Origin of the sequence: Streptomyces sp. NPDC051921 (genome assembly GCF_040680975.1) — a bacterium.
Taxonomy (GTDB): Bacteria; Actinomycetota; Actinomycetes; order Streptomycetales; family Streptomycetaceae; genus Streptomyces.
The window spans coordinates 131,627-154,741 of record NZ_JBFAXU010000011.1 but is presented as its reverse complement, the minus strand read 5'-3'; the positions used below and the strand labels follow the sequence as shown (position 1 = coordinate 154,741).

Here is a 23,115-nt window from a genome sequence, read left to right as displayed (position 1 = left end):
ACACCCACAACCGACTCAGGAGAGACCCGATGGCCCGACGCCCCGATCCCCGCAAGCCCGCCCGGCCCCGGCCCAACCCGCTCGACGCGGCCGGGATCACGTACATCGACTACAAGGACACCGCGCTGCTGCGCACGTTCGTCTCCGACCGGGGCAAGATCCGCAGCCGCCGCGTCACCCGGGTGACGGCGCAGCAGCAGCGGGCCGTCGCCGCGGCCGTCAAGAACGCGCGCGAGATGGCGCTGCTGCCGTACGCCGGCCGCTGACGGACCGGGGGGAGGAGGGGCGGCGGGACCCTGCGCGACCCCGCCGCACCGTCGGGGCCGCGGTGCCCGCCGACGCGGCTCGGACCGGGTTCAGGCCAGGTCGGTGAGCTCCTCCGCGAAGACCTGGGACAGCGGCTGCGGGCCCACGTACTGCTGGCAGTTGCACTCGCCCGCCTCGTACCGCAGCGGCTTCTTGTTCTCGTCCCACGCGACCGGGATCTCGACCCGCTCGTGACACCGGCCCTTCTTGTCGTGCTTGGCCAGATGGTGCGTGCAGCCGCACACCGGCTCCGGCGTCCTGTTCGCCGCTTCGAGCGCGAGGCGCTCCTGCCTGGCCGCCTCCAGGACCTCCATCCTGCGCTCGTGGCGATGCCGCAACGCGGTGCGTATGTTGTCGGCGGCCCAGGCGAAACCGCCCGTCCAGAACAGGATGAGGATCACCCAGATCCAGTTCATGCGCCTTCCTTTCCCCCGGAATGCTGTGCAAGCAGTGTAGGGACGCGGGTCGTCCGGACACCCACCCTTGACAATCCGTCATGCTCCTGACAGCAGTAAGGGGCCGTGCAGTGCACCACTCCCGTGAACGGCACCACGACCCGAGGGGGATCAGCGCATGACCGAGTCCGACAAGGCGGGCGACGCCTACGACGTCGTCATCAGCGGAGCCGGCCTGGCCGGCAGTGCCGCGGCGATCCTGCTCGCGCGGCGCGGTGTCCGCGTCGCGCTGCTGGAACGGCGCTCGGACCCTGGCGCGTACAAGGTGCTGTGCACCCACGCCCTTCAGGCCAGCGCCTATCCGGTGCTGGACGAACTCGGGCTCGTGTCCGCGCTGGAGGAGGCCGGGGCCGTTCCCAACAAGGCGCGCTGGCACACTCGTTGGGGATGGATCGAGCCCCGGGCCGACGCCGGGGGCGCCGAGCTGCCGTACGCGTACAACGTCCGGCGCAGCACCCTCGATCCGATGATCAGGTCCCGTGCCGCGCAGACCCCGGGCGTCGATCTGCTCCTCGGCCACCGGGTGACCGGACTGGTCCGCGACGGGCAGCGGACGGTGGGCGTGCGCGTGTCCACGGAACGGGGCGAGCGCGAGATCCGGGCGCGGCTGGTGGTCGGTGCCGACGGCAAGGACTCGCCCGTCGCGAAGTTCGCCGGGGTGCGCACCCGGGTGCACGAGAACGCGCGGTTCGGCTATCTCGCGCACTACCGCGACCTTCCGCTGCGCGACGGGATCAGTCACGCCTGGTTCCTCGAGCCCGACATGGCGTACGCGTTCCCGAACGACGACGGGGTCACGGTCGTCGCGGTACTGCCGGACAAGAAGCGGCTGCCGGCGTTCCGGGAGGATCTGGAAGGCAGCTTCCTCGCATTCGTCCGCGGCCTGCCCGAGGCGCCGCCCGTCGACTCCGCCGAGCGCGTCTCGAAGATCATCGGCACGGTCGACTACCCGCTCGTCACACGTGACGCGACCGCACCCGGCCTCGCCCTGATCGGCGACGCCGCCCTGACCGGCGATCCGCTGTGGGGCGTCGGCTGCGGGTGGGCCCTGCAGTCCGCGCAGTGGCTGACCGAGGCCGTCGCCGCCGCCGCGACGGGCCGCGGTGACCTGGACGCGTCGCTCACCGCGTACGCCCGCACCCATCGGCGCAGGCTGCGCGGTCACCAGTTCCTGTCCGTCGACTTCGCCAAGGCCGCCGTTCCGTTCAATCCCGTGCAACGGCTGATGTTCTCGGCGGCGGCGCGCGACGAGGGGATGGCGCGGCACATGTACCTGTTCGCATCCCGCCTGATCGGTCCGATGCGCTTCCTGAACCCCGTCGCGCTGGCCAGGGCCTCGGCCGTCAACCTCAGGCACCGCCGGTCGGCCGCGTCGCCGTCGGGGGCGTGACCGGCCGGCGTTGACGGGGGCTGTCGCCCGGCACCGCGGGCCGCCCACCTCGTTCCTCGCGCTCGCGCGGCGCCCGTCGGCTCCGAGCCGGACGGGCGACGCGCGGCCGAGCCGTTGGGGCCGGCCCGGTGTCGTGGCACAGTGGCGGTATGTGCGGACGCTATGCCTCCACCCGCAGTCCCGAAGATCTCACCCAGCTCTTCGGGGTGACCGCATGGCGCCCCGAGGAGACGCTGGCGCCGAGTTGGAACGTGGCGCCGACCGACCCGGTCCACGCGGTCCTCGAACGCGCCGCGCGCGACGGCGGCGACGAGGTGCGCCGTGAGCTGAGGGCGTTGCGGTGGGGGCTGGTGCCGTCGTGGGCGAAGGATCCGAAGAGCGGCTCCCGCATGATCAACGCCCGGGTCGAGACCGTGCACGAGAAGCCCGCCTACCGCCGGGCCTTCGCCAGGCGCCGCTGCCTGCTGCCCGCCGACGGCTTCTACGAATGGGACCCCGTCAAGGACGACGCGACCGGCAGGACCCGCAAGCAGCCCTACTTCATCAGCCCCGCCGACGGTCAGGTGATGGCCCTCGCGGGTCTGTACGAGTACTGGCGCGATCCCGACGTCGCCGCCGACGACGATCCGGCCGCCTGGCTGATGACCTGCACGATCATCACCACCGAGGCCACCGACGAGGCCGGCCGTGTCCACCCCCGCATGCCGCTCGCCCTCACCCCCGACCACTACGACGCCTGGCTCGACCCCCGCAACCACGACACGCACGACCTCCGCGCCCTGCTCACCCGGCCCGCCGACGGCCGCCTCGACGCCCGGCCCGTCTCCATGGCCGTGAACAACGTCCGCAACAACGGCCCCCACCTCCTCGACCCGGCGGCCTGAGGGCGGCCCGAGGCCCGCGGCCGCCGGCTGCGGCAGGGCCTCCGGTCAGCCGATGAGGGCGACCGGCGCGTCCCAGGCGTTGCGGTCGACGGTGAGGGTGTAGCCGCCCCGGGTCTCCTTGCAGCCGGTGCTTCGCCATTCCCCACCCCTTCGGCAACCCGCCCCGGGCCTCCGGAGCCGGTCCACCCTGTCCGGCCCCTTCCGCGCGACGGCCCACGGAGGGCCCTTCGTCGCGGCGGCGGCCCTCGGCTCAGCCGTGACGTTCCGGGAGAGCCGAGGTGAGGGCGGGGCGGGTCCGGGTGCGGAAGGTGCGGCGGTAGGTGTCCGGCGGGACGCCGACCGTCCGGGCGAAGTGGCGGCGCAGGGTGGTGGCGGTGCCCATGCCGGTGGCCGTCGCGATGGTGTCGACGGTGTCGTCGGTGGTCTCCAGCAGTTCCTGCGCGTGCCGGATGCGCTGGGTGAGCAGCCACTGCAGCGGGGTGGTGCCGGTGACCGACCTGAAGTGGCGCCCCAGGTGGCGCGAGCTCATCCCGGCCTGACGGGCCAGGTCCTCCACCGTGAGCGCCTGGTCCAGGCGCTGCAGCACCCAGGGGAACAGCAGGGCGAGCGGATGGTTGCCGGGGGTGGGCACGGGAGTGGTCACGAACTGGGCCTGACCACCGTCCCGGTGCGGGGGGACCACCAGGCGCCGGGCGATCGTGTTGGCGACGGCCGAGCCGTGGTCGAGGCGCACCAGGTGCAGGCAGAGGTCCATGGCGGCGGCCTTGCCGGCGGAGGTGAGCACGCTGCCGTTGTCCACGTAGAGGACGTCGGGATCCACGGTGATCCGGGGATGACGTCTGGTCAGCTCGTCGGTGTGCGCCCAGTGCGTGGTCGCGAGCCGGCCGTCCAGGAGACCGGCGGCGGCGAGCACGAACGCGCCGGTGCACAGGGAGGCCACGCGGGCCCCCGCCTCGTGCGCCTCCCGCACGGCGTCGACGAGTTCGGGCGGCGGGTCCTGGTCGACGTCGGCCCAGCCGGGGACGATCACGGTGTCGGCGCGCCGGAGGTGGTCGAGCCCGTGGTCGGGGGCCAGTCGGAAACGGCCGATCTGGACGGCGCCCGGACCGCAGAGCGCGAAGTCGTACCAGGGATCCACTATGTGGGTCAGATCGGCACCGAAGACCTCGACCGCCAGAGCCAGTTCGAAGTGCAGCATGCCGTCGGTGACGGCCAGGGCAACAGTGGTCACGTCCGGAAGTGTACGGGTCACGTCGTTCCGGACACTCGTGTGCGAGCGAGCCCCGCGCCAGGATCTTCATGACGGAGCGGCACGGAACCGTGGGCGACCCCTTCACCGTCCACGAGCACCGCACACGACCAGAGAGGACCCCACCATGACCACCAGACGGACGTCCGCAGCGCCGCGCGGCGGCACCTTCCTCCGGACCGCGACGGTCCTGCAGACCCTCGCCCTCTTCTTCCAGGCCTCCACCGCGGGCCTGCTGCTGACCTCGTCACGCGGCTACCTCCTGCACGACTACGGCTCGAAGGTGATGTACGCCGCCGCCATGCTGTACGTCCTCGCCGCGGTCCTCGCCTGGCGCCCGGGCGGCGGATCCCCGCGGCCGGTCCTGTACTCCACCGGCTTCCTCCTCCTCGCCTCGGCCCAGGTCGCACTCGGCGTCGCGCACGTGGCCTCGCTGCACGTCCCCCTGGGCGTGGTGATGTGCGCCCTCAGCACCCTGGCCCTGGTCCGCTCGCTGTCGCCGGGCCACCTGCCGCGCCCGGCCGCCGGCTCGCCGGCAGCCGTCATGAGGGCGGGCGGGCGGCGCGGTTCGGGTGGCTGACACCGCGGGGCCCTCGTCCGCGACCGGTTGTGCGCTGTCGTGCCAACTCCTGGGCGCAGGAGGTCAACGCGGTCGCTCGGGTCGCTTCTAGCGTGAGGAAGTGCCGAGCCGCGGAAGCGGCGGGCCGTTCCCCATCGCTTCGAAAGGACCCCTCATGTTCGACATCGACAAGGTGCAGGCCGCCCCCAGCGCGGACCTCCTCACGCCCGACAACGCGGTCATGCTCTTCGTCGACCACCAGCCGCAGATGTTCTTCGGCACCGGCAGCGGCGACCGTGCCGCGATCATCAACAGCACCGTGGGTCTCGCCAAGGCGGCCAAGGCGTTCGACGTTCCGGCCGTCCTGACCACGGTCGCCGCCGAGTCGTTCTCCGGGCCCCTGCTGCCCCAGCTCGCCGAGGTGTTCCCCAAGCACGAGGTCATCGACCGCACCACCATGAACGCCTGGGAGGACGAGGCGCTCGTCGCGGCGGTCAGGGCGACCGGTCGGAAGAAGATCGTCCTGTCGGGTCTGTGGACCGAGGTCTGCCTGGTGCTGCCCGCCCTCTCGGCGCTGGAGCAGGGGTACGAGGTGTACGTCGTGACCGACGCCTCCGGCGGCGTCAGCCCGGCCGCCCACGAGCACGCCCTGCAGCGCATGATCGCCGCCGGCGCGGTGCCCGTGACCTGGGTCCAGGTCCTCCTGGAGCTGCAGCGCGACTGGGCGCGGCAGGAGACGTACGGCGCGGTCATGGAGATCGTCAAGGCCCACGCGGGTGCCTACGGCCTCGGTGTCGTGTACGCGCAGAGCGTCATCGGCGCGCACGCGGCCGGCTGACCGCCTTGGACACCGGCATTCTGATCCTGCGTCTGCTGGTGGGACTGCTCGTCGCCGGCCACGGTGTGCAGAAGGTCAGTTCGCACCTGGGCGGCAAGGGGCTCGAAGGCGGCACGCAGGAGTTCCGTGCCGACGGCTTCCGCGGCGGTGCCCTCACCGCCCTGGCGGCGGGCGGCGGCCAGATCGGATCGGGCCTGCTGCTCGCGGCCGGCCTCCTGACCCCGCTCGCCGCGACCGGGGCCATCGGGGTCATGACGGTCGCGCTCACCGTGAAATGGCGCCACGGCCTCTGGGTGCAGAACGACGGCTACGAGTACCCGCTCGTCCTCATCGGCACCTCCGCCGCCCTCGCCGCCACCGGACCCGGCGCCTGGTCCCTCGACACGGTCCTCGGCCTCACGCCGTACCCACTGTGGTGGGCGGCCCTCGCGCTCGTGGCCGGTCTCGGCAGCGGGCTCCTCACCCGGCTCGTCCTGCACCGGCCGGCCCCGGCGGCGCCGCACGCCGCCGCCCCCGGCCCGCGCTGAGCGCACGGCGCGGGCCGCACAGACCGGGTCCGGCCGCTCGCGTACCCCCGACCGGGCGGCCGGGCCCTTCCCACCCTCTCCTGAGCAGGAGCACCCGATGGACACCCTCTCGACGGTCCCGCACGGTGGCGGACAGCCGCTGCTGCACCAGAAGGGCGCCGAGACCCAGGCGTTCGGCACGCTCAAGCAGTTGCCGATCGGCCTCGGCCACGACACCCGCATGTACGGCTGCCAGCGGCTGAACCGCGTCCTCGCCGACACGCAGATCCTGTACTCCCTCTACAAGAAGCATCACTGGCTCATGCGCGGGGCCACCTTCTACTCGCTCCACCTGATGCTCGACAAGCACGCGGAGGCCCAACTGGCCATCGTGGACGCGCTGGCGGAGCGCGTCCAGAGCCTCGGCGGCGTCGCCGTCGGGGACCCGCGGCACGTCGCGGAGCTGACGGCGATCCCCCGGCCGCCGGACGGCGTCGAGCCGGTGCCCGTCATGCTGTCGCGGCTCCTCGACGCGCACGAGCGGATCCTGATCGACGCCCGGGACGCCGCCGCCCGGCTCTCCGGGGAGGGCGACGAGGGCAGCGCCGACCTCCTCGTCTCGGACGTCATCCGTACCGGCGAGGCCCAGGTGTGGTTCCTGGCCGAGCATCTCGTGGACACCCCTCTGGTGCGCGGCTGACGGACACGTACGACGTCGTCGTGGGCGCCGGCGGACCGTCCGGTCGGGGCCGACCGCCGGCCGGACCGTCCGGTCGGGGCCGACCGCCGGCCGGACCGTCCGGTCGGGGCCGACCGCCGTCGTCGTCGCGGCCCAGGCGGTCGGCGCCGCCCCCTCCCGCCGTGCCTGCGGGCCGAGCGAGGCATGCAGCGACCCGGCGCCGCCGCCCGAGCGGCGGCCCGCCGAACCCCGACCGGGCCCGTCCCCACATCCCCAGGAACAGGAGAACCCCTCATGAAGAACCGCCCCGTCCTCGAACCCGCCGCTCGGGCCTTCGCCGAGGCCACCGCGCAGCCGCCGTACCTCTACCAGATCCCCGTGGCCGAAGGCCGCAAGGCCGTGGACGACGTCCAGAGCGGCGACGGCGTTCCCCTGCCCGACGCCGACGAGGAGTGGATCACCGTCCACGGCGGCCCCACCGGCGACGTCCGCGCCCGGATCGTCCGCCCCCGCGGCGCCACCGGCCCGCTTCCCGTCATCCTCTACGTCCACGGCGCCGGCTGGGTCTTCGGCAACGCCCACACCCACGACCGGCTCGTCCGCGAACTCGCCGTCGGCACCGGGGCGGCCGTGGTGTTCCCCGAGTACGACCTCTCGCCCGAGGCGCGCTATCCCGTCGCGATCGAGCAGAACTACGACGTCGCCCGGTGGATCGCCCGCGAGGGCCACCACAAGGGCCTCGACGGCACGCGGATCGCCGTCGCGGGCGACTCGGTCGGCGGCAACATGACCGCCGCCCTCACCCTGATGGCCAAGCAGCGCGGCGACGTCGCGTTCGTCCACCAGGTCCTCTTCTACCCGGTCACGGACGCGAGCTTCGGCACCGACTCGTACCACGAGTTCGCCGAGGGCTACTTCCTGCGCCGCGACGCCATGAAGTGGTTCTGGGACCAGTACACGACCGACGAGGCCGAGCGCGCCCAGATCACCGCCTCCCCGCTGCGCGCCTCCACCGAGCAGCTCACCGGCCTGCCGCCCGCCCTGGTCGTCACCGCCGAGGCCGACGTCCTGCGCGACGAGGGCGAGGCGTACGCGGCGAAGCTCCGCGGCGCCGGGGTCCCGGTCACGGCCCTGCGCGTCCAGGGGGCCATCCACGACTTCGTCATGCTGAACGCGCTGCGCGGGACGCAGGGCGCGGAGCTCGCCATCGGTCTCGCCGTCGACGTCCTGCGCAAGGCCCTCGCATGAGCGGGCCGTCGACGAGCATGCCGGTGGCGGGCCTCGTCCCCGCCCCGCGGAGGGAGCAGGAGCACGCCGACCTCCTCGTCCGCAACGCCAAGGTGTTCACCGGTGACCCCGCCCGCCCCGGGGCCCGGGCCGTCGCGATCCGCGACGGCCGGGTCGCGGCCCTCGGCGACGACCACGACCTCGCCCACCTCGTCGGGCCGGGAACGAGGGTCGTCGACGCCCTCGGCCGCCGGGTGATCCCCGGCCTCAACGACTCGCACCTGCACGTCATCCGGGGCGGTCTGAACTACGTCCTGGAGCTGCGCTGGGACGGCGTACGAAGCCTCCGCCACGCCCTGGCCATGCTCCGCGAGCAGGCCGGCCGGACGCCCAGGGGGCAGTGGATCCGCGTGGTCGGCGGCTGGACGGCGGAGCAGTTCGCGGAGCGCCGGATGCCGACGGTCGCCGAGCTGAACGCCGCCGCCCCCGACACCCCCGTCTTCGTCCTGCATCTGTACCAGTCGGCCCTGATGAACCGGGCCGCGGTGCGGGCGGCCGGATTCACCCGCGACACCCCGGACCCCCGCGGCGGGCAGATCGTACGGGGCCGGGACGGCGAGCCCAACGGCGTCCTCCTCGCCGCGCCGAGCGCCCTCGTCCTGTACTCGACCCTGGCCAAGGCTCCGGCTCTCGACGAGGCCGACAAGCGGACGTCGACCCGTCACTTCCTGCGCGAACTGAACCGCTTCGGACTGACGTCCGCGGTCGACGCCGCCGGAGGGTTCCAGAACTTCCCCGACAACTACGCCACGGTCGTCGACCTCGCCCGGTCGGGGGAGCTGTCGTTGCGGATCGCCTACCACCTCTTCCCGCAGACGGCCGGCCAGGAACTCGCCGATCTGAAGCGCTGGACCGAGATGGTCGAACCCGGGGACGGGGACGAGTGGCTCCGGCTGAACGGTGCGGGCGAGAACCTGACCTGGGCCGCCGCCGACTTCGAGAACTTCTCCGAGCCCCGGCCCGAACTCGCCGCGGGTTACGAGGGCGAGTTCGAGCAGGCCGTCCGGCTGCTGATGGAGAACGGCTGGGGCTTCCGGCTCCACGCGACCTACGACGAGACGATCCGCCGAGACCTGGTGGTCTTCGAGAAGCTCGCCGCGGAAGGACTCTTCCCCGGCGGCAACCGCTGGCTCTTCGACCACGCCGAGACCGTCTCGGCCGGCAGCCTCGACCGGATCGCCGCCCTCGGCGGCGCCGTCTCGGTCCAGAACCGGATGTCCTTCCAGGGCGCCGTCTTCCGCGACCGCTACGGCGCCGAGGCCGCCGCCCACACCCCGCCGGTCCGGGCCATGCTCGACCGCGGTCTGACCGTCGCCGCCGGAACCGACGCCACCCGCGTCTCCTCGTACAACCCCTGGGTCGCCCTCCACTGGCTCGTGACCGGCCGCACCGTCGGCGGCACCGCGCTCTACCCGGCCGAGAACCTGATCGACCGCGAGACCGCCCTCGGCCTCTACACCCGTGGGGGTGCCCTGCTCACCGGGGAACAGGACGTCAAGGGAACCCTGCGCGAAGGCTCGTACGGCGACCTCGCGATCCTCTCCGACGACTACCTCACCGTGGCCGAGGAGGTCATTCCCGACATCGAGTCCGTCCTCACCGTCGTCGGCGGCCGGATCGTCTGGGCGACCGCCGAGTACGAGGGCCTCGACGAGGCGGTCCCGCCGGTGAGCCCCGACTGGAGCCCGGTGGCCCACTTCGGCGGCTACCAGTCGGGCCGACCGGGTCAGGGGGGCGCCCACCAGGCGGACCTCGTGGCGGAGGCCGTCGCCGAGTCCGAGCGCCACCGCCGCTGGCGCGTCGCCCGCGGCTCCGCTCCCGGGACGACGCCGTCCCTCGTCGATCCCTGCTTCGACCACTGAAAGAGAGATCCACCCGATGACCGCAGCCGCCCCCGCCGCCGACGGCGACGACACCCCGGCCACCCCGCCGGACGTCCCCCCGGGACGCCGCTTCGAGCCGGACCTCCGGTCGATGACCCGGATCAACCTGCGTCCCGTCGCCTCACCCATGCCGCTCGGCTTCTTCACGATAGGCATCGCCTCCGTGATGACGGGCTGTCTCCAACTCGGGCTCTTCGACGAGGCGGCCCGCGCCGCCGTCGCCTTCACCGTGCTGCCGGCCTTCGTCCTCCAACTCCTGGTGAGCGTCCTGGCCTTCGGCGCCCGTGACGTGATCGCGGCGACGCTGATGGCGGTGTTCGCCGGCAGCTGGCTGCCCTATTCGCTCGTCATGCTCAGCGGCGCGGCCGAAGGCCTTCAGGTGCTCGGCGTGTTCAATCTGGCGCTCCTCTGCTTCGGGGCGCTGATGGCCGCCGTGACCCGACCCAAACGCGCGCTGTGGTTCGTGCTCGCGGTCTCCCTGCCCCGTTGGGCGGCCACCGGCCTCGCGGGCATCACCGGCGCGGAATGGCTGACCCGCACGTCCGGTGCGCTCGGACTCGTGGTGGCGCTCGTCGCGATGTACACGGCGTTCGCCCTGATGCTCGAGGACATGCGCAGCGAGGAGGTCCTGCCCATCGGCCGCAGCGGGCCCGCCCACCTCGCCGTGGAAGGCGACCTGGCCGTCCAGCTCCGCAACCTGGAACGCCAGGCGGGCGTGCGCCGCACGCTCTGACCGCACCCACCCACCACGTCACACCACGACCGCACAGGAGCACCCATGGAACCGCAGGTGACGGACCGGCCCGACACGTCCCGGTACGAGGTCCTCGTCGGCGACGACGGCACCGAGACCGCGGGCTTCGCCGAGTACCACCTCTCGGAGGGCGAGATCGCCTTCATCCACACCGAGATCGACGCCCGGTTCGCCGGCCGGGGCCTGGGCGGCGCGCTCGCCCGCGGGGCACTCGGCGACGCCCGGGCCCGCGGGCTGAGCGTCCTGCCGTACTGCCCCTTCATCCGGGGCTGGATCGGCAAGCACCCCGCGTACGCCGACCTGGTGCCCGAGGTGCGCCGCGCCCGCTTCGGCCTGTGAGGCACCGCACGTCCACCGCTACCGGAGCGCCGGCGTGACCACCGTCGAGGTCGACCCCTCCCACCGGGTGATGCGCGCCCAGCCCGAGGCCGTGGCGGAGCCGATCCAGGACGCCGTCCGGTCCACCGCCCGCCGACCCCTCGTTCGAGATGGGGCGATTAGTCGATATGTTCGAGCGCTGGTAGCTTCTGACCGCCCCCGAGAACCCTTCGGCGGGCGATCGGAGGAGACACACCCATGAGGTTCGGCGCGAGGCCCGCGCTCGTCGTCATCGCCCTCGCCGCCCTTGCCGCCGCCTGCGGTGTACCCCAGGACAGTGCTCCACCGTCGCACACCACCGCGGACTGCGGCCGGTACGCCCGGTACGGCGAGCACCCCGGCACCCAGGTCACCGTCTACGGGGAGAACCGGGATCGGGAGGCCGACCTGTTCGAAGAGACCTGGGCGGACTTCGCGGACTGCACGGGAATCGACGTCCGGTACGAGGGCGACGGGGAGTTCGAGGCCCAGATCCAGCTCCGGGTCGACGGCGGAAGCGCGCCCGACGTGGCGTTCTTCCCCCAGCCCGGACTCCTGGAACGCTTCGCGCGGGCGGGGGACCTCAAGCCCGCGAGCGCCGGGGTCGTGGCCCTCGCGAAGCAGGGCTGGTCGGCCGACTGGAACAGCTACGCGACCGTCGACGGCACCCTCTACGGCACGCCGCTGGTCGCGAACGTGAAGTCGTTCGTCTGGTACTCCCCGAGGTTCTTCCGCGACAGGGGACTGAGCGTTCCCCGCACCTGGTCCGAGCTGATGGCCGTGACGGAGAAGGTCGCGACGTCGGGCGTCAAGCCGTGGTGCGCGGGCATCGAGTCCGCCGAGGCGACCGGCTGGCCCGTGACGGACTGGATCGAGGACGTCCTGCTGCGCCAGCAGGGCACCGACGTCTACGACCGGTGGGTCGCCCACGAGATCCCGTTCAACGACCCGCGGGTGATCAGGGCCATGGACACCGTGGGAGCCATCCTCAAGAACGACCGGTACGCCAACGGCGGTTTCGGTCCGGCCCGGTCGATGGCGTCGATCTCCTTCCAGGAGGCCGGCACGCCGGTTCTCTCCGGCGACTGCGCGATGCACCGCCAGGCCTCGTTCTATGCCGATCTGTGGCCGGAGGGCACCGAGATCGGACCGGACAAGGACGTCTACGCCTTCCTCCTGCCGGGGAACGCGCCGACCGGCCGGCCCGTACTGGGCGGTGGAGTGTTCACCGCGGCCTTCGCCGACCGCCCCGAAGTACGGGCGTTCCAGGAGTATCTGGCCTCGGCGGACTTCGCGAACACACGTATGCGGAAGGGCCCCTTCGTCTCGGCGAACAAGGGCGTGGATCCGGCGAACGCCGCGACCCCGGTCGACAGGCTCTCGATCCAGCTGCTCCAGGACCCCAGGACACAGTTCAGGTTCGACGGTTCGGACCTCATGCCGGCGTCGGTCGGCGCGGGAACGTTCTGGAAGGGATCCGTCGACTGGATCGGCGGCGCGAGCAGCCGGCAGGTCGCCGACTCCGTCGAACGGTCCTGGCCGGGCCGCTGATGTCGTTCGACGCCGTCGCCCAGCAGCCCAAGCTGCTGTACCTGCTCCAGGGCGTCGCCGCCTTCGCGGCGGTCGTCGCCCTGATCCTGCTGGCGCTGCACCGAGGGCCGGTACGGAGGAGGGCCGCGGCCCTGGTCCTGCTGGCCCCCGCGCTGCTGCTGCTCACGGTCGGTCTCCTCCTGCCCGGTCTGCGCACCCTGGCGCTGTCGTTCACCGACAGCGGGGGAGACGCGTGGGCCGGGTTCGACAACTACGCATGGATGGTCACCGACCCCCGGGCACGGGTGGCGCTGCGCAACACCCTGGCGTGGGTGGTCCTCGTGCCCCTGACCGCGACCGCGGTCGGTCTCCTCTACGCGGCGGCCGTCGCGCGGTCGAGGTTCAGGGCGTTCGCGCTGTCCCTCGTCCTGATGCCGATGGCGATCTCCTTCGTCGGCGCGGGTGTCGTCTGGAAGTTCGTCTACGCCTACCGTCCGGCGGAGGCCGGGCAGACAGGACTGCTGAACCAGCTCGTCGTCGCGTTCGGCGGCGAACCGCGGCAGTGGCTCGCCGACTCCCCCTGGAACGTCCTGTTCCTCATCGTGGCGATGGTGTGGACACAGGCGGGCTTCGCTGCCGTTCTGCTGGCCGGCGCGATCAGGGCCGTTCCCGTCGAGCTGACCGAGGCGGCCCGACTCGACGGCGCGTCCCCCCGCCAGATCTTCCGGCGGATCACCGTCCCGTCGATCAGACCCACGCTGCTCGTCGTGCTCCTCGCCCAGGCGATCGGCACCTTCAAGGCCTTCGACATCGTCAAGGCCATGACCGGCGGACAGTTCGACACCGGCGTCATCGCCCACGAGATGTACGACCAGGCCTTCCGCTACGGCGAGACGGGCCGCGGCGCGGCGCTCGCCGTCCTCCTCCTCGCCCTCGTCACCCCCTTCGTCGCCCACCAGGTCCGGGCGCAGCGGAGGGCGGGGTGAACGGCGTCCGGGAGCGGCTGGCCTCCCGCGCCTTCACGTCGGTCGCCGTGGTGATCGCGGTCCTCTGGACGACACCGACCCTCGGTCTCCTGCTCTCCTCGTTCCGCCCCGAGGAGGAGACCAAGACGACGGGCTGGTGGACCGTGTTCGGTACGCCGCGCCTCACGCTCGACAACTACGGAGAGGTGCTGTCCGGCGGCGGGAACGGGTCGGGGCGGCTCGCGGAGTACTTCGTCAACTCCGTCGTCATCACCCTTCCCTCGGTGCTGTTCCCGCTCGTCCTGGCCTTCTTCGCGGCGTACGCCCTGGCCTGGATCGACTTCAGGGGGCGCGACGCGCTCGTCGTCGGCATCTTCGCGCTCCAGGCCGTGCCGCTGCAGATGGCGCTCGTCCCGCTCCTCAAGCTCTTCTCCCAGGGCTGGCTGTTCCTGCCCGCCTGGCACCTCACCGGTCCCGCGCGGTTCGGCCAGGTCTGGTTCGCCCACACGGTCTTCGCGCTGCCGTTCGCGGTGTTCCTCCTCCACAACTTCCTGGCGGGGCTGCCCCGGGACCTGATCGAGGCCGCCCGCCTCGACGGCGCGTCGCACGGGACGCTGCTGCTCCGGATCGTGCTGCCCCTGACCCGCCCGGCCCTGGTCACCTTCGCCGTCATCCAGTTCATCTGGGTGTGGAACGACCTTCTCGTGGCACTGACGCTGTCGGGCGGAACGGCCGAGACCGCGCCGATGACGGTCAGACTGGCGAGCATGGCCGGGACGTACGGCAACGACTGGCAGCGGCTGACCGCGGGAGCCTTCGTGGCGGCGTTCGTCCCGTTGCTCGTCTTCCTCTCCCTCCGGCGGCACTTCGCACGGGGACTGCTCGCCGGATCGGTCAAGGGATGAGCACCGACCGGCCCGGGGGAGCAGGCGCGACGGCGCCCGGGAGCGTGGGGTCGAGCCGGCCCGGGCTCCGGGGCCGCGAAGTCGAGCTGCGACGGCTGCGCGCCCTGATCGAGGCGGTACGCGACGGCGAGGGCGGAGCCGTCGCGCTGCTCCTGGGCGAGCCGGGGATCGGGAAGACCGTCCTGCTGCAGGAGGCCGTCTCGATCGCGCAGGACCACGGATTCCTCGTCAGCCACGGACGGGCCGAGGAACTGCAAGAGCTGGCACCGCTCGCCTCACTGGCCTCCGGCCTCCTGCACGGTGCCCCGCCGCTCCTGTCCAGCACGGACTTCGCCGACCTCGCCGGCCACCACGACCAGCGCATCTGGCTCGTCGAACGCCTGTCCCAGCTGATCGAGGAGCGCTCGGCCGGCACGCCCGTGCTGATCGCGGTCGACGACGTCCAATGGGCCGACCCGCTGAGCCGGTTCGCCCTGAGCGTCATGCCGGCACGGCTGCTCAGCTCCCCGGTCCTCTGGCTGCTCACCGGCAGGGAGGACCCGGAACTGCACGGGCGGGGGCCGCGGACGACGACCCTGCCCCTGCGACCGCTGTCCGAGGCGGCCCTGGCCGAGTTGGCACGCGACGTCCTCGGCGCGGACGTGCCGGCGCGGGTGAAGGAGCTCCTCGACGGGGCGGGCGGCAACCCCTTCCTGGCGGCCGAGATGCTCTCGGGCATCGCGGCGACGGGCGCGGACGGCTCGGAACCGCCCGAGCGGCTCGTCCTCGGCGTACGTGGCCGACTGGCCGACCTCCGGCCGGACACCCTTCACTTCCTCCGGATCGGCTCGGTGCTCGGCCGCGCGTTCTCGCTCGCGGACGCCGCCGCCCTGTGCGGCCGACCCGCCTCCGGACTCAGCGCCGAAGTGGACGAGGCGCTCGCCGCGGCCCTCCTCCACGACGACGGCGATCGCCTCCGGTTCCGCCACGACCTGCTCCGCCAGGCGGTGTACGCCGACCTCGCCCCCTCCGTACGCAGGGCGCTGCACCGGGAGGCCGCGAGCCGGCTCGTCGCGGCGGGCCGCAGCCGCGTCGACGCGGTCCCGCATCTGCTGCAGAGCGCCGAACCCGGCGACCAGGAGGCGATCGGACTGCTCGGCACGGCCGCCGCGGACGTGATCGCCGTGATGCCCGACCTCGCCGCCGACCTGGCCGTACGCGCCCTGGAACTCGTACCGCCGCACACGCCCATGGTGTTCGACGTGGGAGAACGGGCCATCGTCGCGCTGACCCGGGCGGGCCGGTACACCCAGGCACGGGACACCGGCGACGCGCTGCTCTCCCGGCAGCCGCCCCTCGACGTCTTCGCCCGTCTGCAGTCCGTACTCGGCGACACGCTGTGGCACCTCGACGACGTCCACGAGCTGACCCGCCGCTCGACGGCGGCGCTGGCAGCCGTCACCGACCCGGCGATCCGCGCCCGGCTCACCGCCCGGCAGGCCCTGGCCCGGTCCCGCGGAAGCGATCTCGGGGCCGCTCGCGCGACCGGCGAACAGGCGCTCGCCGAGGCGGAGCGGGCCGGTGACCGGGAGGCCCGCGTCCTCGCGCTGTGGGGCCTCGGCGAGATAGCCCTCAACGCCGGCGACTGCGCCGCCGCCGTCGAACACCACACGGCGCTGAGCGTGTTCGACACGGCCTTCCTTCCCGAGGAGGCCGTCGCCCGGATCCACATGGACGACTTCGACACCGTTCGGCGACTGCTCCGGAGGGCGGGCGACGCCCCCCTGCGCCCCGCGATGCTGATCTGGGCCCAGGCGACCCTGAACATGGGACTCGGCCGCCTCGACGACGCGGACGCCGACTTCGTCACCGCCGAGCGGCTCGAAGCGGACCTCGACGTGCCCGGCAACCTCGTCAACATCCGCGTCAACCGCGGTCTCCTCGCGATGCTGCGCGGCGACCGCGACGCCGCGCGGGAACACCTGGACGTCGTGAGGGCCACCGTGGCCGACCGGCCGAACACGGGCAACCACGCCACGCACCAGTACTTCGAGGCCGTCGTCGCCGACGCCGACGGCGACCACGCGACAGCGGCCGGACTGGTCCGGTCCGTGCAGCGCGACCATCCCTTCCTCCGGTGGCGGCTCCTGCGTCCCCATGTCGTCCAGGCCGTGCGGATCGCCCTGCGCGGCGGGGACCGGGCGCTGGCCGAGGACCTCGCGGCCCAGGCCGCCGAACACGCCGCCCGCAACCCCGCCGTGCCGACCGCCCAGGGGACGGCCGCCCACGCGACCGCCCTCGTGAACGCCGACCACGGGCTCCTGGAGCGCTCGGTCCGCATCCTCCTCACCGGCCCCCGCCCGCTGCCCCTGGCCGCCGCGTCCGCGGACCTCGGGCGCGCTCTCCGCGCGGCGGACGACCCCGCCGCGGCGGCCGCCCTGACCAGGGCCCACGACATCTACCTCCGGGCGGGCGCCGACGCCGAGGCCGACCGGGTCCGGGACGAACCGGAGCGCGCCGCACGACGTTCCGGCCGGAGCTCGGGAGGCCCCCGGCCGCGCCCCGAGCAGGGCTGGGGCGCGCTCACGGCCTCGGAACGCAAGGTGGCCCGGCTGATCGCCGCGGGGCACACCAACCGGTCGGCCGCGGAGACCCTCGTCGTCTCCCCGCACACGGTCAACACGCATCTGACGTCGATCTTCCGCAAGCTGTCGGTGCGCTCCAGGGTCCACATGGCGCGGATCGTCCTCGCGGAGGGCGACGCCGGGGCCACCGCCGACTGAGCGGGCTCTGCGCTCCCGTGCAAGACGCGGTGCGCCGTACGGCAACAGGAGGCGCGGGACCGGTCCTAGCGTGACGAGCAGACCGCGCCGCTCCGACGCGCGGACCAGCCATTCCGAACCGAGGAAGCGATCCATGCCGTACATCACCGTGGGCCAGGAGAACACCAACCCCGTCGAGCTCTACTTCGAGGACCAGGGCGCCGGGCAGCCGGTCGTCCTCATCCACGGCTTCCCGCTCGACGGCCACTCCTGGGAGCGCCAGACCGCCGCGCTGCTCGACGCCGGGTACCGCGTGATCACCTACGACCGCCGCGGATTCGGCCGGTCCTCCCAGCCGACGACCGGCTACGACTACGACACCTTCGCGGCCGACCTGCACACCGTGATGGAGACCCTCGACCTGAATGACGCCGTCCTCGTCGGCTTCTCCATGGGCACCGGCGAGGTCGCCCGCTACGTGTCCACGTACGGCACCGGCCGCGTCGCCAAGGTCGCCTTCCTGGCCTCGCTGGAGCCCTGCCTGCTCAAGACCGACGACAACCCGGACGGCGTCGCCCCGAAGGAGTTCTTCGACGGGGTCGTCGCCGCGGTGAAGGCCGACCGCTACGCCTACTACACGGCGTTCTTCCAGGACTTCTACAACCTCGACGAGAACCTGGGCACCCGCATCAGCGAGGAGGCCGTCCGCAACAGCTGGAACACCGCGGCCGGCGGCGGCTCCTTCGCCGCGTCCGCCGCCCCGTCGACCTGGTACACCGACTTCCGCGCCGACATCCCCGCCGTCGACGTGCCGGCCCTGATCCTGCACGGCACGGCCGACCGCATCCTGCCGGCCGAGGGCACCGCGCGCCCCTTCCACAAGGCGCTTCCGTCGGCCGACTACGTCGAGCTCGAGGGCGCCCCGCACGGGCTGCTGTGGACGCACGCCGAGGAGGTCAACGCCGCCCTCCTCGCCTTCCTGGCGAAGTGACCGCACACCGTTGACCCGCCGGGGCGGAACCGGAGCCCCCGGCGCCGCCCCGGCCCCCGGTTCCCCGGCGCGGAACCGGACGAGCCCCGGAGGGCACCCACCCCATGCAGTTCGGCATCTTCACCGTCGGGGACGTGACCCCCGACCCCACCGACGGCCGCACCCCGACCGAGCACGAGCGCATCAAGGCGATGGTCGCCATCGCGCTCAAGGCCGAGGAGGTCGGCCTGGACGTCTTCGCGACCGGCGAGCACCACAACCCGCCGTTCGTCCCGTCGTCGCCGACGACCCTGCTCGGCCACATCGCCGCGCGCACCGAGAAACTGATCCTGTCCACGTCCACGACGCTGATCACCACCAACGACCCGGTGAAGATCGCCGAGGACTACGCGATGCTCCAGCACCTGGCGGACGGCCGGGTCGACCTCATGCTGGGCCGCGGCAACACCGGTCCGGTGTACCCGTGGTTCGGCCAGGACATCCGCCAGGGCATCGACCTCGCCAGGGAGAACTACGCGCTGCTGCGCCGTCTGTGGCGCGAGGACGTCGTGGACTGGGAGGGCACGTTCCGTACGCCGCTCCAGGCCTTCACCTCGACGCCGCGGCCCCTGGACGGCGTCCCGCCCTTCGTCTGGCACGGATCCATCAGGTCCCCCGAGATCGCGGAGCAGGCCGCCTTCTACGGCGACGGCTTCTTCCACAACAACATCTTCTGGCCGGCCGACCACACCAGGCGCATGGTGCAGCTCTACCGGCGCCGGTTCGCGCACCACGGTCACGGGCGGCCGGAGGACGCCGTCGTCGGCCTGGGCGGACAGGTCTTCATGCGCAAGAACTCCCAGGACGCCGTGCGGGAGTTCCGGCCCTACTTCGACAAAGCGCCGGTGTACGGCCACGGCCCGTCGCTCGAGGACTTCACCGAGCAGACCCCGCTGACGGTGGGCTCTCCCCAGCAGGTCATCGAACGGACCCTGTCCTTCCGGGAGACCGTCGGCGACTACCAGCGCCAGCTGTTCCTGATGGACCACGCGGGACTGCCCCTGAAGACCGTCCTGGAACAGCTCGACATCCTCGGCGAAGAGGTCGTGCCCGTACTGCGGCGGGAAAGCGCGAAGGGACGCCCGGCCGACGTGCCGGACGCCCCCACGCACGCGTCCCTCCGAGCCGCCCGGGAGGTGTCCGCCGCGTGAAGCTGATCGTCGTCTCCGCGGGACTGAGCACCCCCTCCTCCACCCGCCTGCTCGCCGACCGGCTCGCCGGAGCGGCCCGCGACGAACTCGCCACCCGGGGGCGGGCGCCGTCGACCGAGGTCGTGGAGCTGCGCGAACTGGCCGGCGACATCGCCCACCACCTCGTGACCGGTTTCCCGCCGCCACGACTGGGTTCCGCGATCGACGCGGTGACGGCGGCCGACGGTCTGATCGTCGTGACGCCCGTGTTCGCGGCCTCCTACAGCGGTCTCTTCAAGTCCTTCTTCGACGTCATCGACCCGGACGCCCTCACGGGGAAGCCGGCCCTGATCGCCGCGACGGGCGGCACCGCCCGCCACTCCCTGGTCCTGGAGCACGCCGTGCGCCCGCTCTTCGCCCATCTCCGCGCCGTCGTCGTCCCCACCGCCGTGTTCGCCGCCTCCGAGGACTGGGGTTCGGGCGGCGACGAGTACACCGACGGCCTGCCCGGTCGCGTCCGCCGCGCGGGCGCCGAGCTCGCCACCCTCATGGCGGCGCGCCCGGTCGGCGCGGAGCCCGAGGACGACGTCACGGTCCTCGAACGGCAACTCGCCGACCTGCGCTTCGACTGAGACGGCCCGCTGGGCCGGGCGGCGGCGGGGCGCTTCGCATGGTTCATACTGTTTCGCCGTACCGCACGAGGACCGAGCCGGTCCCGTGCGGCAGAGGCCGGCGGAATGAGCGTGAACCGAGTGACGACAGGGACCGTGCGCGAGGAGCTCGACGGCCCAGGGACACCCCTCCGCGGCAGGGACAAGGAACGGGCGTTCATCGAGGCCCGGCTCGACGCGCTCGACCGGGGCGAAGGCGGGATCGTCCGCGTCGAGGGTCCGGCCGGCATCGGCAGGTCCAGGATGCTCGCGGAGGCCGCGGCAGCCGCGCGGCGGCGCGGGACGCGGGTGTTCGAGGGGGCGGCGGACCCCGACGAACCGTTCGTACCGCTCGGCCCGCTCCTCGAAGGCGTGCTCGCCGGCGAGGAACCGCTGTCGGGCGGCCAACGCCTCCGGGACCTCGCCACCACACCCGGCAGGCGGTTCTGGCTGCTGCAGGAGATGGGGGACCGCCTGCGGGAGGCGGCTCGGAGGGGACCCCTGCTCGTCGTCCTCGACGACCTCCAGTGGTGTGACGACCTGACCCTCCTCACCTTCCACACCCTCGCCGCGGGACTCTCGTCGCACCCGATCCTGTGGCTGGTCGCCGTGCGCAGCGGCAGCGTGCCGTCGGGGGTGCGCACGACCCTGGACAGGATCCGTCAGGTGGGCGCGCACGAATTGCTCCTCGGAGCGCTGGGGGACCGGGCGACCGCCCGGATCACCGAGGACATCCTGGGCGCCCTTCCCGACCCGGACGTCCTCCGTCTCGCCCACCGCGCCGAGGGGGTGCCGCAGCTGCTGGTCGAGCTGCTCGGCCCGCTGCGGGAGGAGGGGGTGGTGACGATCGAGAACGGCACGGCCGGGCTGCCGGCCGGACCCCCGGCCCCACGGGGACTTCCCTCCGTGGCGCGGCGCCTCGACCAGCTGTCCGCCGAGGCGCGGGAGCTGGTGCGGACGGCGGCTGCCGTGGGCGGCCCGGTCACCGTCGCGCTGCTCGCCGAACTGCTCGGCAGATCCCCGGCGGCGCTCATCACAGCGGTACGGGAATCCCTCGACGCCGATCTGCTCGCCGAGAGCGGCGACCGCCTCGCGTTCCGCCACGACCTGATCCGCGAGGCGGTCGAAGCCGGCCTCCCCCTGCCCCTGCGTCAGGCCCTCCGCCGGCAGGCCGCCGGGCTGCCGCCGGGAAGCGCGGCCTCCCCCACCGACCGGCCCGGGCCGTCGGCGGGAGCAGCGGGCGCAGGGGACGCCGCGCAGGCCGACCTGCTGCGCACCGCCGCGGCGGAACTCGCGGCCACGGCTCCCGGACCGGCCGCGGAACGCAGTCTCAAGGCCCTGGAACTCTTCGCGGCGGACGCTCAGGAGCGGCCGCGGGTCATCGCCGAGACGATCCCGCTGCTCTGGCAGACGGGCCGGGCCGCCCAGGCGCGCGAGCTGGGATCCTCCGCCCTGGCGGCGGGCGGCCTCGCCCCCGAGGACGAGGCGCGCATACGCCTCGCCCTGGCACGCCTCGCCGTCCCGTTCGACTTCTCCGAGGCGGTCCGGCAGGCCCGCGCCGGGGCGGCCCTGCCCGGGATCTCCGTGACCGCGAGGGGACGCATGCTCGCCATGCTCGCCGTCGGGCTGTCGATGTCGGGCGAACACGCGGCGGCCGAGCAGGTCGCCGCGGAGGCGTGGGAGACCGCGGCGGCGGCGGGGGACCGCACGGCCGAGGCCACGTTGACGACGGTCCGTTCGGCCGTCGCGTTCCACCGCATGGACCTGACCGAGGCGTTCCGGCAGGCCGAACGTTCCGCCGCGCTGGCCGACGCCCTGGGCGTCAGCACCTCGCTCTGGGTGCCGGAGGCCTTGTGGCACGCCCTCCTGTCGCACACCACCGGACGCACCGCGGAGGCGCTCGCCGCCGCGGAGGAGGGCATCCGGATCACCAGCGAGCAGGGCCGGACGGCCGCCACCCGCATGTGGCTCATGACCCGCTCCCGCATTCATCTGGAAGCCGGACGGCTGACGGAAGCCCGGGCCGACGCCGAAGCCGCGTCGGAGGCGACCGGAGACCCCGGCCCGGGCAACCTCGCCGACGTCACGGTCCGGTACGTGATGATGCGCGTCGCCCTCCACACCGGCGACGGGCGGACCGCACGCGCGTACGCGGCGGAGGCGAGACGCATGCGGAGCGACGGCGCACCCGTCGTCCGGCACTTCGGCTCCTGGATGCTGGCGCTGATGGCCGACTTCGAAGGCCGGCCCGACCGCGCCATGGCCGAGCTCGACGAGGTGATGACGTCGCCCGCCGCGGACCGGCCCGCCTACGCCGGCCTGGTCGACCCTGCCGACGCGCCGGTGCTCGTCCGTCTGGCGCTGCGCGCCGGCGCGCACGAACGGGCCGCGCAGACGGTCGCCCAGGCCGAGCGGCGAGCCGTGCTCAACCCCGAGCTCACGTTCCTCGCCGCCACCGCCGCGCACGCCCGGGGGCTCCTCGACAACGACCTCGGCCTCCTCCTGCGCGCCGTCCGGCTGTACGAGGACTGCCCTCGGGTGCTGGCGCGGGCGTCGGCACTGGAGGACGCCGGACGCAAGCTGGCGGCCACCCGCAGGTCCGAAGCGGTGCCGTACTTCGAGACGGCCCTCGCGCTCCATGCGCGGGCGGGCGCCGAACGGGACGGCGCACGGGTGCGCCGGCGCCTGCGGGCCGCCGGTGTCCGGCGGCGCCCCGCACAGGCCGGACGCGACGGCGAATGGCCGGAGCTGACGGCCGCGGAGACACGGGTGGTACGGCTCGTGGCCCAGGGGCTGACCAACCGACAGGTGGCCGAGCAGCTCTCCCTCTCACCCCACACGGTGGGCTCGCACCTGCGCCGGGCCTTCACCAAGCTGGACGTCACCTCCCGGGCGGAACTGACCCGACTGGTGAAGCATCGTGACAGCGGAGAGTGATCGCTTCATATCCCCTGCGGGTGTCACGGCAATGGATGATTCGCGCGATGTGCCGACGTCGCCGCCTGCTCAGAATGATC

The 23,115-nt window shown here is 73.1% G+C and carries 21 protein-coding genes; 19 read left to right on the top strand and 2 right to left on the bottom strand.

Going from position 1 to position 23,115, the window contains the following annotated elements; all coding sequences use genetic code 11:
• Positions 1-29 precede the first annotated feature (29 nt).
• Positions 30-266, top strand: coding sequence for a 30S ribosomal protein S18 (rpsR, locus tag AB0M16_RS17020; protein WP_365343496.1), 237 nt, complete (start codon positions 30-32; stop codon positions 264-266).
• Between the two features lie 90 nt (positions 267-356).
• On the opposite strand, the gene AB0M16_RS17015 is transcribed toward rpsR, so the two are convergent.
• Positions 357-722, bottom strand: a complete 366-nt coding sequence (locus tag AB0M16_RS17015) for a hypothetical protein (RefSeq protein WP_365343493.1) — start codon at positions 720-722, stop codon at positions 357-359.
• A 157-nt stretch (positions 723-879) separates the two neighbouring features.
• On the opposite strand from AB0M16_RS17015, the gene AB0M16_RS17010 reads away from it, so the two are divergent.
• Together AB0M16_RS17010 and AB0M16_RS17005 are read left to right on the top strand one after the other, a co-directional pair.
• Positions 880-2,151 carry an NAD(P)/FAD-dependent oxidoreductase gene (locus tag AB0M16_RS17010; protein WP_365343491.1) on the top strand — a complete coding sequence of 424 codons (1,272 nt, stop codon included), beginning with the start codon at positions 880-882 and terminating at the stop codon, positions 2,149-2,151.
• 149 nt (positions 2,152-2,300) lie between these two features.
• A complete protein-coding gene (locus AB0M16_RS17005; protein ID WP_365343489.1) occupies positions 2,301-3,035 on the top strand; it encodes an SOS response-associated peptidase in 735 nt (244 codons plus the stop codon).
• Between the two features lie 250 nt (positions 3,036-3,285).
• On the opposite strand, the gene AB0M16_RS17000 is transcribed toward AB0M16_RS17005, so the two are convergent.
• Positions 3,286-4,266, bottom strand: coding sequence for a helix-turn-helix domain-containing protein (locus tag AB0M16_RS17000; protein WP_365343487.1), 981 nt, complete (start codon positions 4,264-4,266; stop codon positions 3,286-3,288).
• Between the two features lie 145 nt (positions 4,267-4,411).
• On the opposite strand from AB0M16_RS17000, the gene AB0M16_RS16995 reads away from it, so the two are divergent.
• The 16 genes from AB0M16_RS16995 (at position 4,412) to AB0M16_RS16920 (ending at position 23,035) form a co-directional block, all read left to right on the top strand.
• Positions 4,412-4,864, top strand: coding sequence for a hypothetical protein (locus AB0M16_RS16995; RefSeq protein ID WP_365343485.1), 453 nt, complete (start codon positions 4,412-4,414; stop codon positions 4,862-4,864).
• A gap of 154 nt (positions 4,865-5,018) precedes the next feature.
• Positions 5,019-5,681 (top strand): hydrolase, encoded by a 663-nt coding sequence (locus tag AB0M16_RS16990; protein ID WP_365343483.1) that lies wholly within the window; start codon positions 5,019-5,021, stop codon positions 5,679-5,681.
• Between the two features lie 5 nt (positions 5,682-5,686).
• The gene (locus AB0M16_RS16985) at positions 5,687-6,208 is read left to right on the top strand and encodes a DoxX family protein (protein ID WP_365343481.1); all 522 of its coding nucleotides are present in this window, start codon (positions 5,687-5,689) and stop codon (positions 6,206-6,208) included.
• A 97-nt stretch (positions 6,209-6,305) separates the two neighbouring features.
• Complete coding sequence (locus AB0M16_RS16980) at positions 6,306-6,887, top strand: DNA starvation/stationary phase protection protein (protein ID WP_365343479.1); 582 nt, start codon at positions 6,306-6,308, stop codon at positions 6,885-6,887.
• A 273-nt stretch (positions 6,888-7,160) separates the two neighbouring features.
• Positions 7,161-8,114, top strand: coding sequence for an alpha/beta hydrolase (locus AB0M16_RS16975; protein WP_365343477.1), 954 nt, complete (start codon positions 7,161-7,163; stop codon positions 8,112-8,114).
• Complete coding sequence (locus tag AB0M16_RS16970; protein WP_365343475.1) at positions 8,111-10,015, top strand: amidohydrolase; 1,905 nt, start codon at positions 8,111-8,113, stop codon at positions 10,013-10,015. Before AB0M16_RS16975 ends, AB0M16_RS16970 begins: the two co-directional genes overlap by 4 nt.
• Before the next feature lie 16 nt (positions 10,016-10,031).
• Positions 10,032-10,769, top strand: a complete 738-nt coding sequence (locus AB0M16_RS16965; RefSeq protein ID WP_365343473.1) for a GPR1/FUN34/YaaH family transporter — start codon at positions 10,032-10,034, stop codon at positions 10,767-10,769.
• Between the two features lie 45 nt (positions 10,770-10,814).
• On the top strand, positions 10,815-11,129 hold the full coding sequence (locus AB0M16_RS16960; protein ID WP_365343471.1) for a GNAT family N-acetyltransferase: 315 nt from the start codon (positions 10,815-10,817) through the stop codon (positions 11,127-11,129).
• 237 nt (positions 11,130-11,366) lie between these two features.
• Positions 11,367-12,698 (top strand): extracellular solute-binding protein, encoded by a 1,332-nt coding sequence (locus AB0M16_RS16955; RefSeq protein WP_365343469.1) that lies wholly within the window; start codon positions 11,367-11,369, stop codon positions 12,696-12,698.
• Positions 12,698-13,663, top strand: coding sequence for a sugar ABC transporter permease (locus AB0M16_RS16950; RefSeq protein WP_365343467.1), 966 nt, complete (start codon positions 12,698-12,700; stop codon positions 13,661-13,663). Before AB0M16_RS16955 ends, AB0M16_RS16950 begins: the two co-directional genes overlap by 1 nt.
• Positions 13,660-14,547 carry a carbohydrate ABC transporter permease gene (locus AB0M16_RS16945; protein WP_365343465.1) on the top strand — a complete coding sequence of 296 codons (888 nt, stop codon included), beginning with the start codon at positions 13,660-13,662 and terminating at the stop codon, positions 14,545-14,547. Before AB0M16_RS16950 ends, AB0M16_RS16945 begins: the two co-directional genes overlap by 4 nt.
• Positions 14,544-17,309, top strand: a complete 2,766-nt coding sequence (locus tag AB0M16_RS16940) for an AAA family ATPase (protein ID WP_365343463.1) — start codon at positions 14,544-14,546, stop codon at positions 17,307-17,309. Before AB0M16_RS16945 ends, AB0M16_RS16940 begins: the two co-directional genes overlap by 4 nt.
• 133 nt (positions 17,310-17,442) lie before the next feature.
• Positions 17,443-18,279: an alpha/beta hydrolase gene (locus AB0M16_RS16935; RefSeq protein WP_365343461.1), complete on the top strand. Its 837-nt coding sequence runs from the start codon at positions 17,443-17,445 to the stop codon at positions 18,277-18,279.
• Positions 18,280-18,383: 104 nt separating this feature from the next.
• Positions 18,384-19,469, top strand: a complete 1,086-nt coding sequence (locus AB0M16_RS16930; protein ID WP_365343459.1) for an LLM class flavin-dependent oxidoreductase — start codon at positions 18,384-18,386, stop codon at positions 19,467-19,469.
• On the top strand, positions 19,466-20,080 hold the full coding sequence (locus AB0M16_RS16925; RefSeq protein WP_365343457.1) for an FMN reductase: 615 nt from the start codon (positions 19,466-19,468) through the stop codon (positions 20,078-20,080). The genes AB0M16_RS16930 and AB0M16_RS16925 overlap by 4 nt, the downstream gene beginning before the upstream one ends.
• Positions 20,081-20,200: 120 nt before the next feature.
• Positions 20,201-23,035, top strand: coding sequence for an AAA family ATPase (locus tag AB0M16_RS16920; protein ID WP_365343455.1), 2,835 nt, complete (start codon positions 20,201-20,203; stop codon positions 23,033-23,035).
• Positions 23,036-23,115: the final 80 nt, after the last annotated feature.

Bases quoted from the DNA above. Each gene is read 5' to 3' on its own strand.
- rpsR (WP_365343496.1), top strand. From the start codon at position 30: ATGGCCCGACGCCCCGATCCCCGCAAGCCCGCCCGGCCCCGGCCCAAC.
- AB0M16_RS17015 (WP_365343493.1), bottom strand. From the start codon at position 722: ATGAACTGGATCTGGGTGATCCTCATCCTGTTCTGGACGGGCGGTTTC.
- AB0M16_RS17010 (WP_365343491.1), top strand. From the start codon at position 880: ATGACCGAGTCCGACAAGGCGGGCGACGCCTACGACGTCGTCATCAGC.
- AB0M16_RS17005 (WP_365343489.1), top strand. From the start codon at position 2,301: ATGTGCGGACGCTATGCCTCCACCCGCAGTCCCGAAGATCTCACCCAG.
- AB0M16_RS16995 (WP_365343485.1), top strand. From the start codon at position 4,412: ATGACCACCAGACGGACGTCCGCAGCGCCGCGCGGCGGCACCTTCCTC.
- AB0M16_RS16990 (WP_365343483.1), top strand. From the start codon at position 5,019: ATGTTCGACATCGACAAGGTGCAGGCCGCCCCCAGCGCGGACCTCCTC.
- AB0M16_RS16980 (WP_365343479.1), top strand. From the start codon at position 6,306: ATGGACACCCTCTCGACGGTCCCGCACGGTGGCGGACAGCCGCTGCTG.
- AB0M16_RS16975 (WP_365343477.1), top strand. From the start codon at position 7,161: ATGAAGAACCGCCCCGTCCTCGAACCCGCCGCTCGGGCCTTCGCCGAG.
- AB0M16_RS16970 (WP_365343475.1), top strand. From the start codon at position 8,111: ATGAGCGGGCCGTCGACGAGCATGCCGGTGGCGGGCCTCGTCCCCGCC.
- AB0M16_RS16965 (WP_365343473.1), top strand. From the start codon at position 10,032: ATGACCGCAGCCGCCCCCGCCGCCGACGGCGACGACACCCCGGCCACC.
- AB0M16_RS16960 (WP_365343471.1), top strand. From the start codon at position 10,815: ATGGAACCGCAGGTGACGGACCGGCCCGACACGTCCCGGTACGAGGTC.
- AB0M16_RS16955 (WP_365343469.1), top strand. From the start codon at position 11,367: ATGAGGTTCGGCGCGAGGCCCGCGCTCGTCGTCATCGCCCTCGCCGCC.
- AB0M16_RS16950 (WP_365343467.1), top strand. From the start codon at position 12,698: ATGTCGTTCGACGCCGTCGCCCAGCAGCCCAAGCTGCTGTACCTGCTC.
- AB0M16_RS16940 (WP_365343463.1), top strand. From the start codon at position 14,544: ATGAGCACCGACCGGCCCGGGGGAGCAGGCGCGACGGCGCCCGGGAGC.
- AB0M16_RS16935 (WP_365343461.1), top strand. From the start codon at position 17,443: ATGCCGTACATCACCGTGGGCCAGGAGAACACCAACCCCGTCGAGCTC.
- AB0M16_RS16930 (WP_365343459.1), top strand. From the start codon at position 18,384: ATGCAGTTCGGCATCTTCACCGTCGGGGACGTGACCCCCGACCCCACC.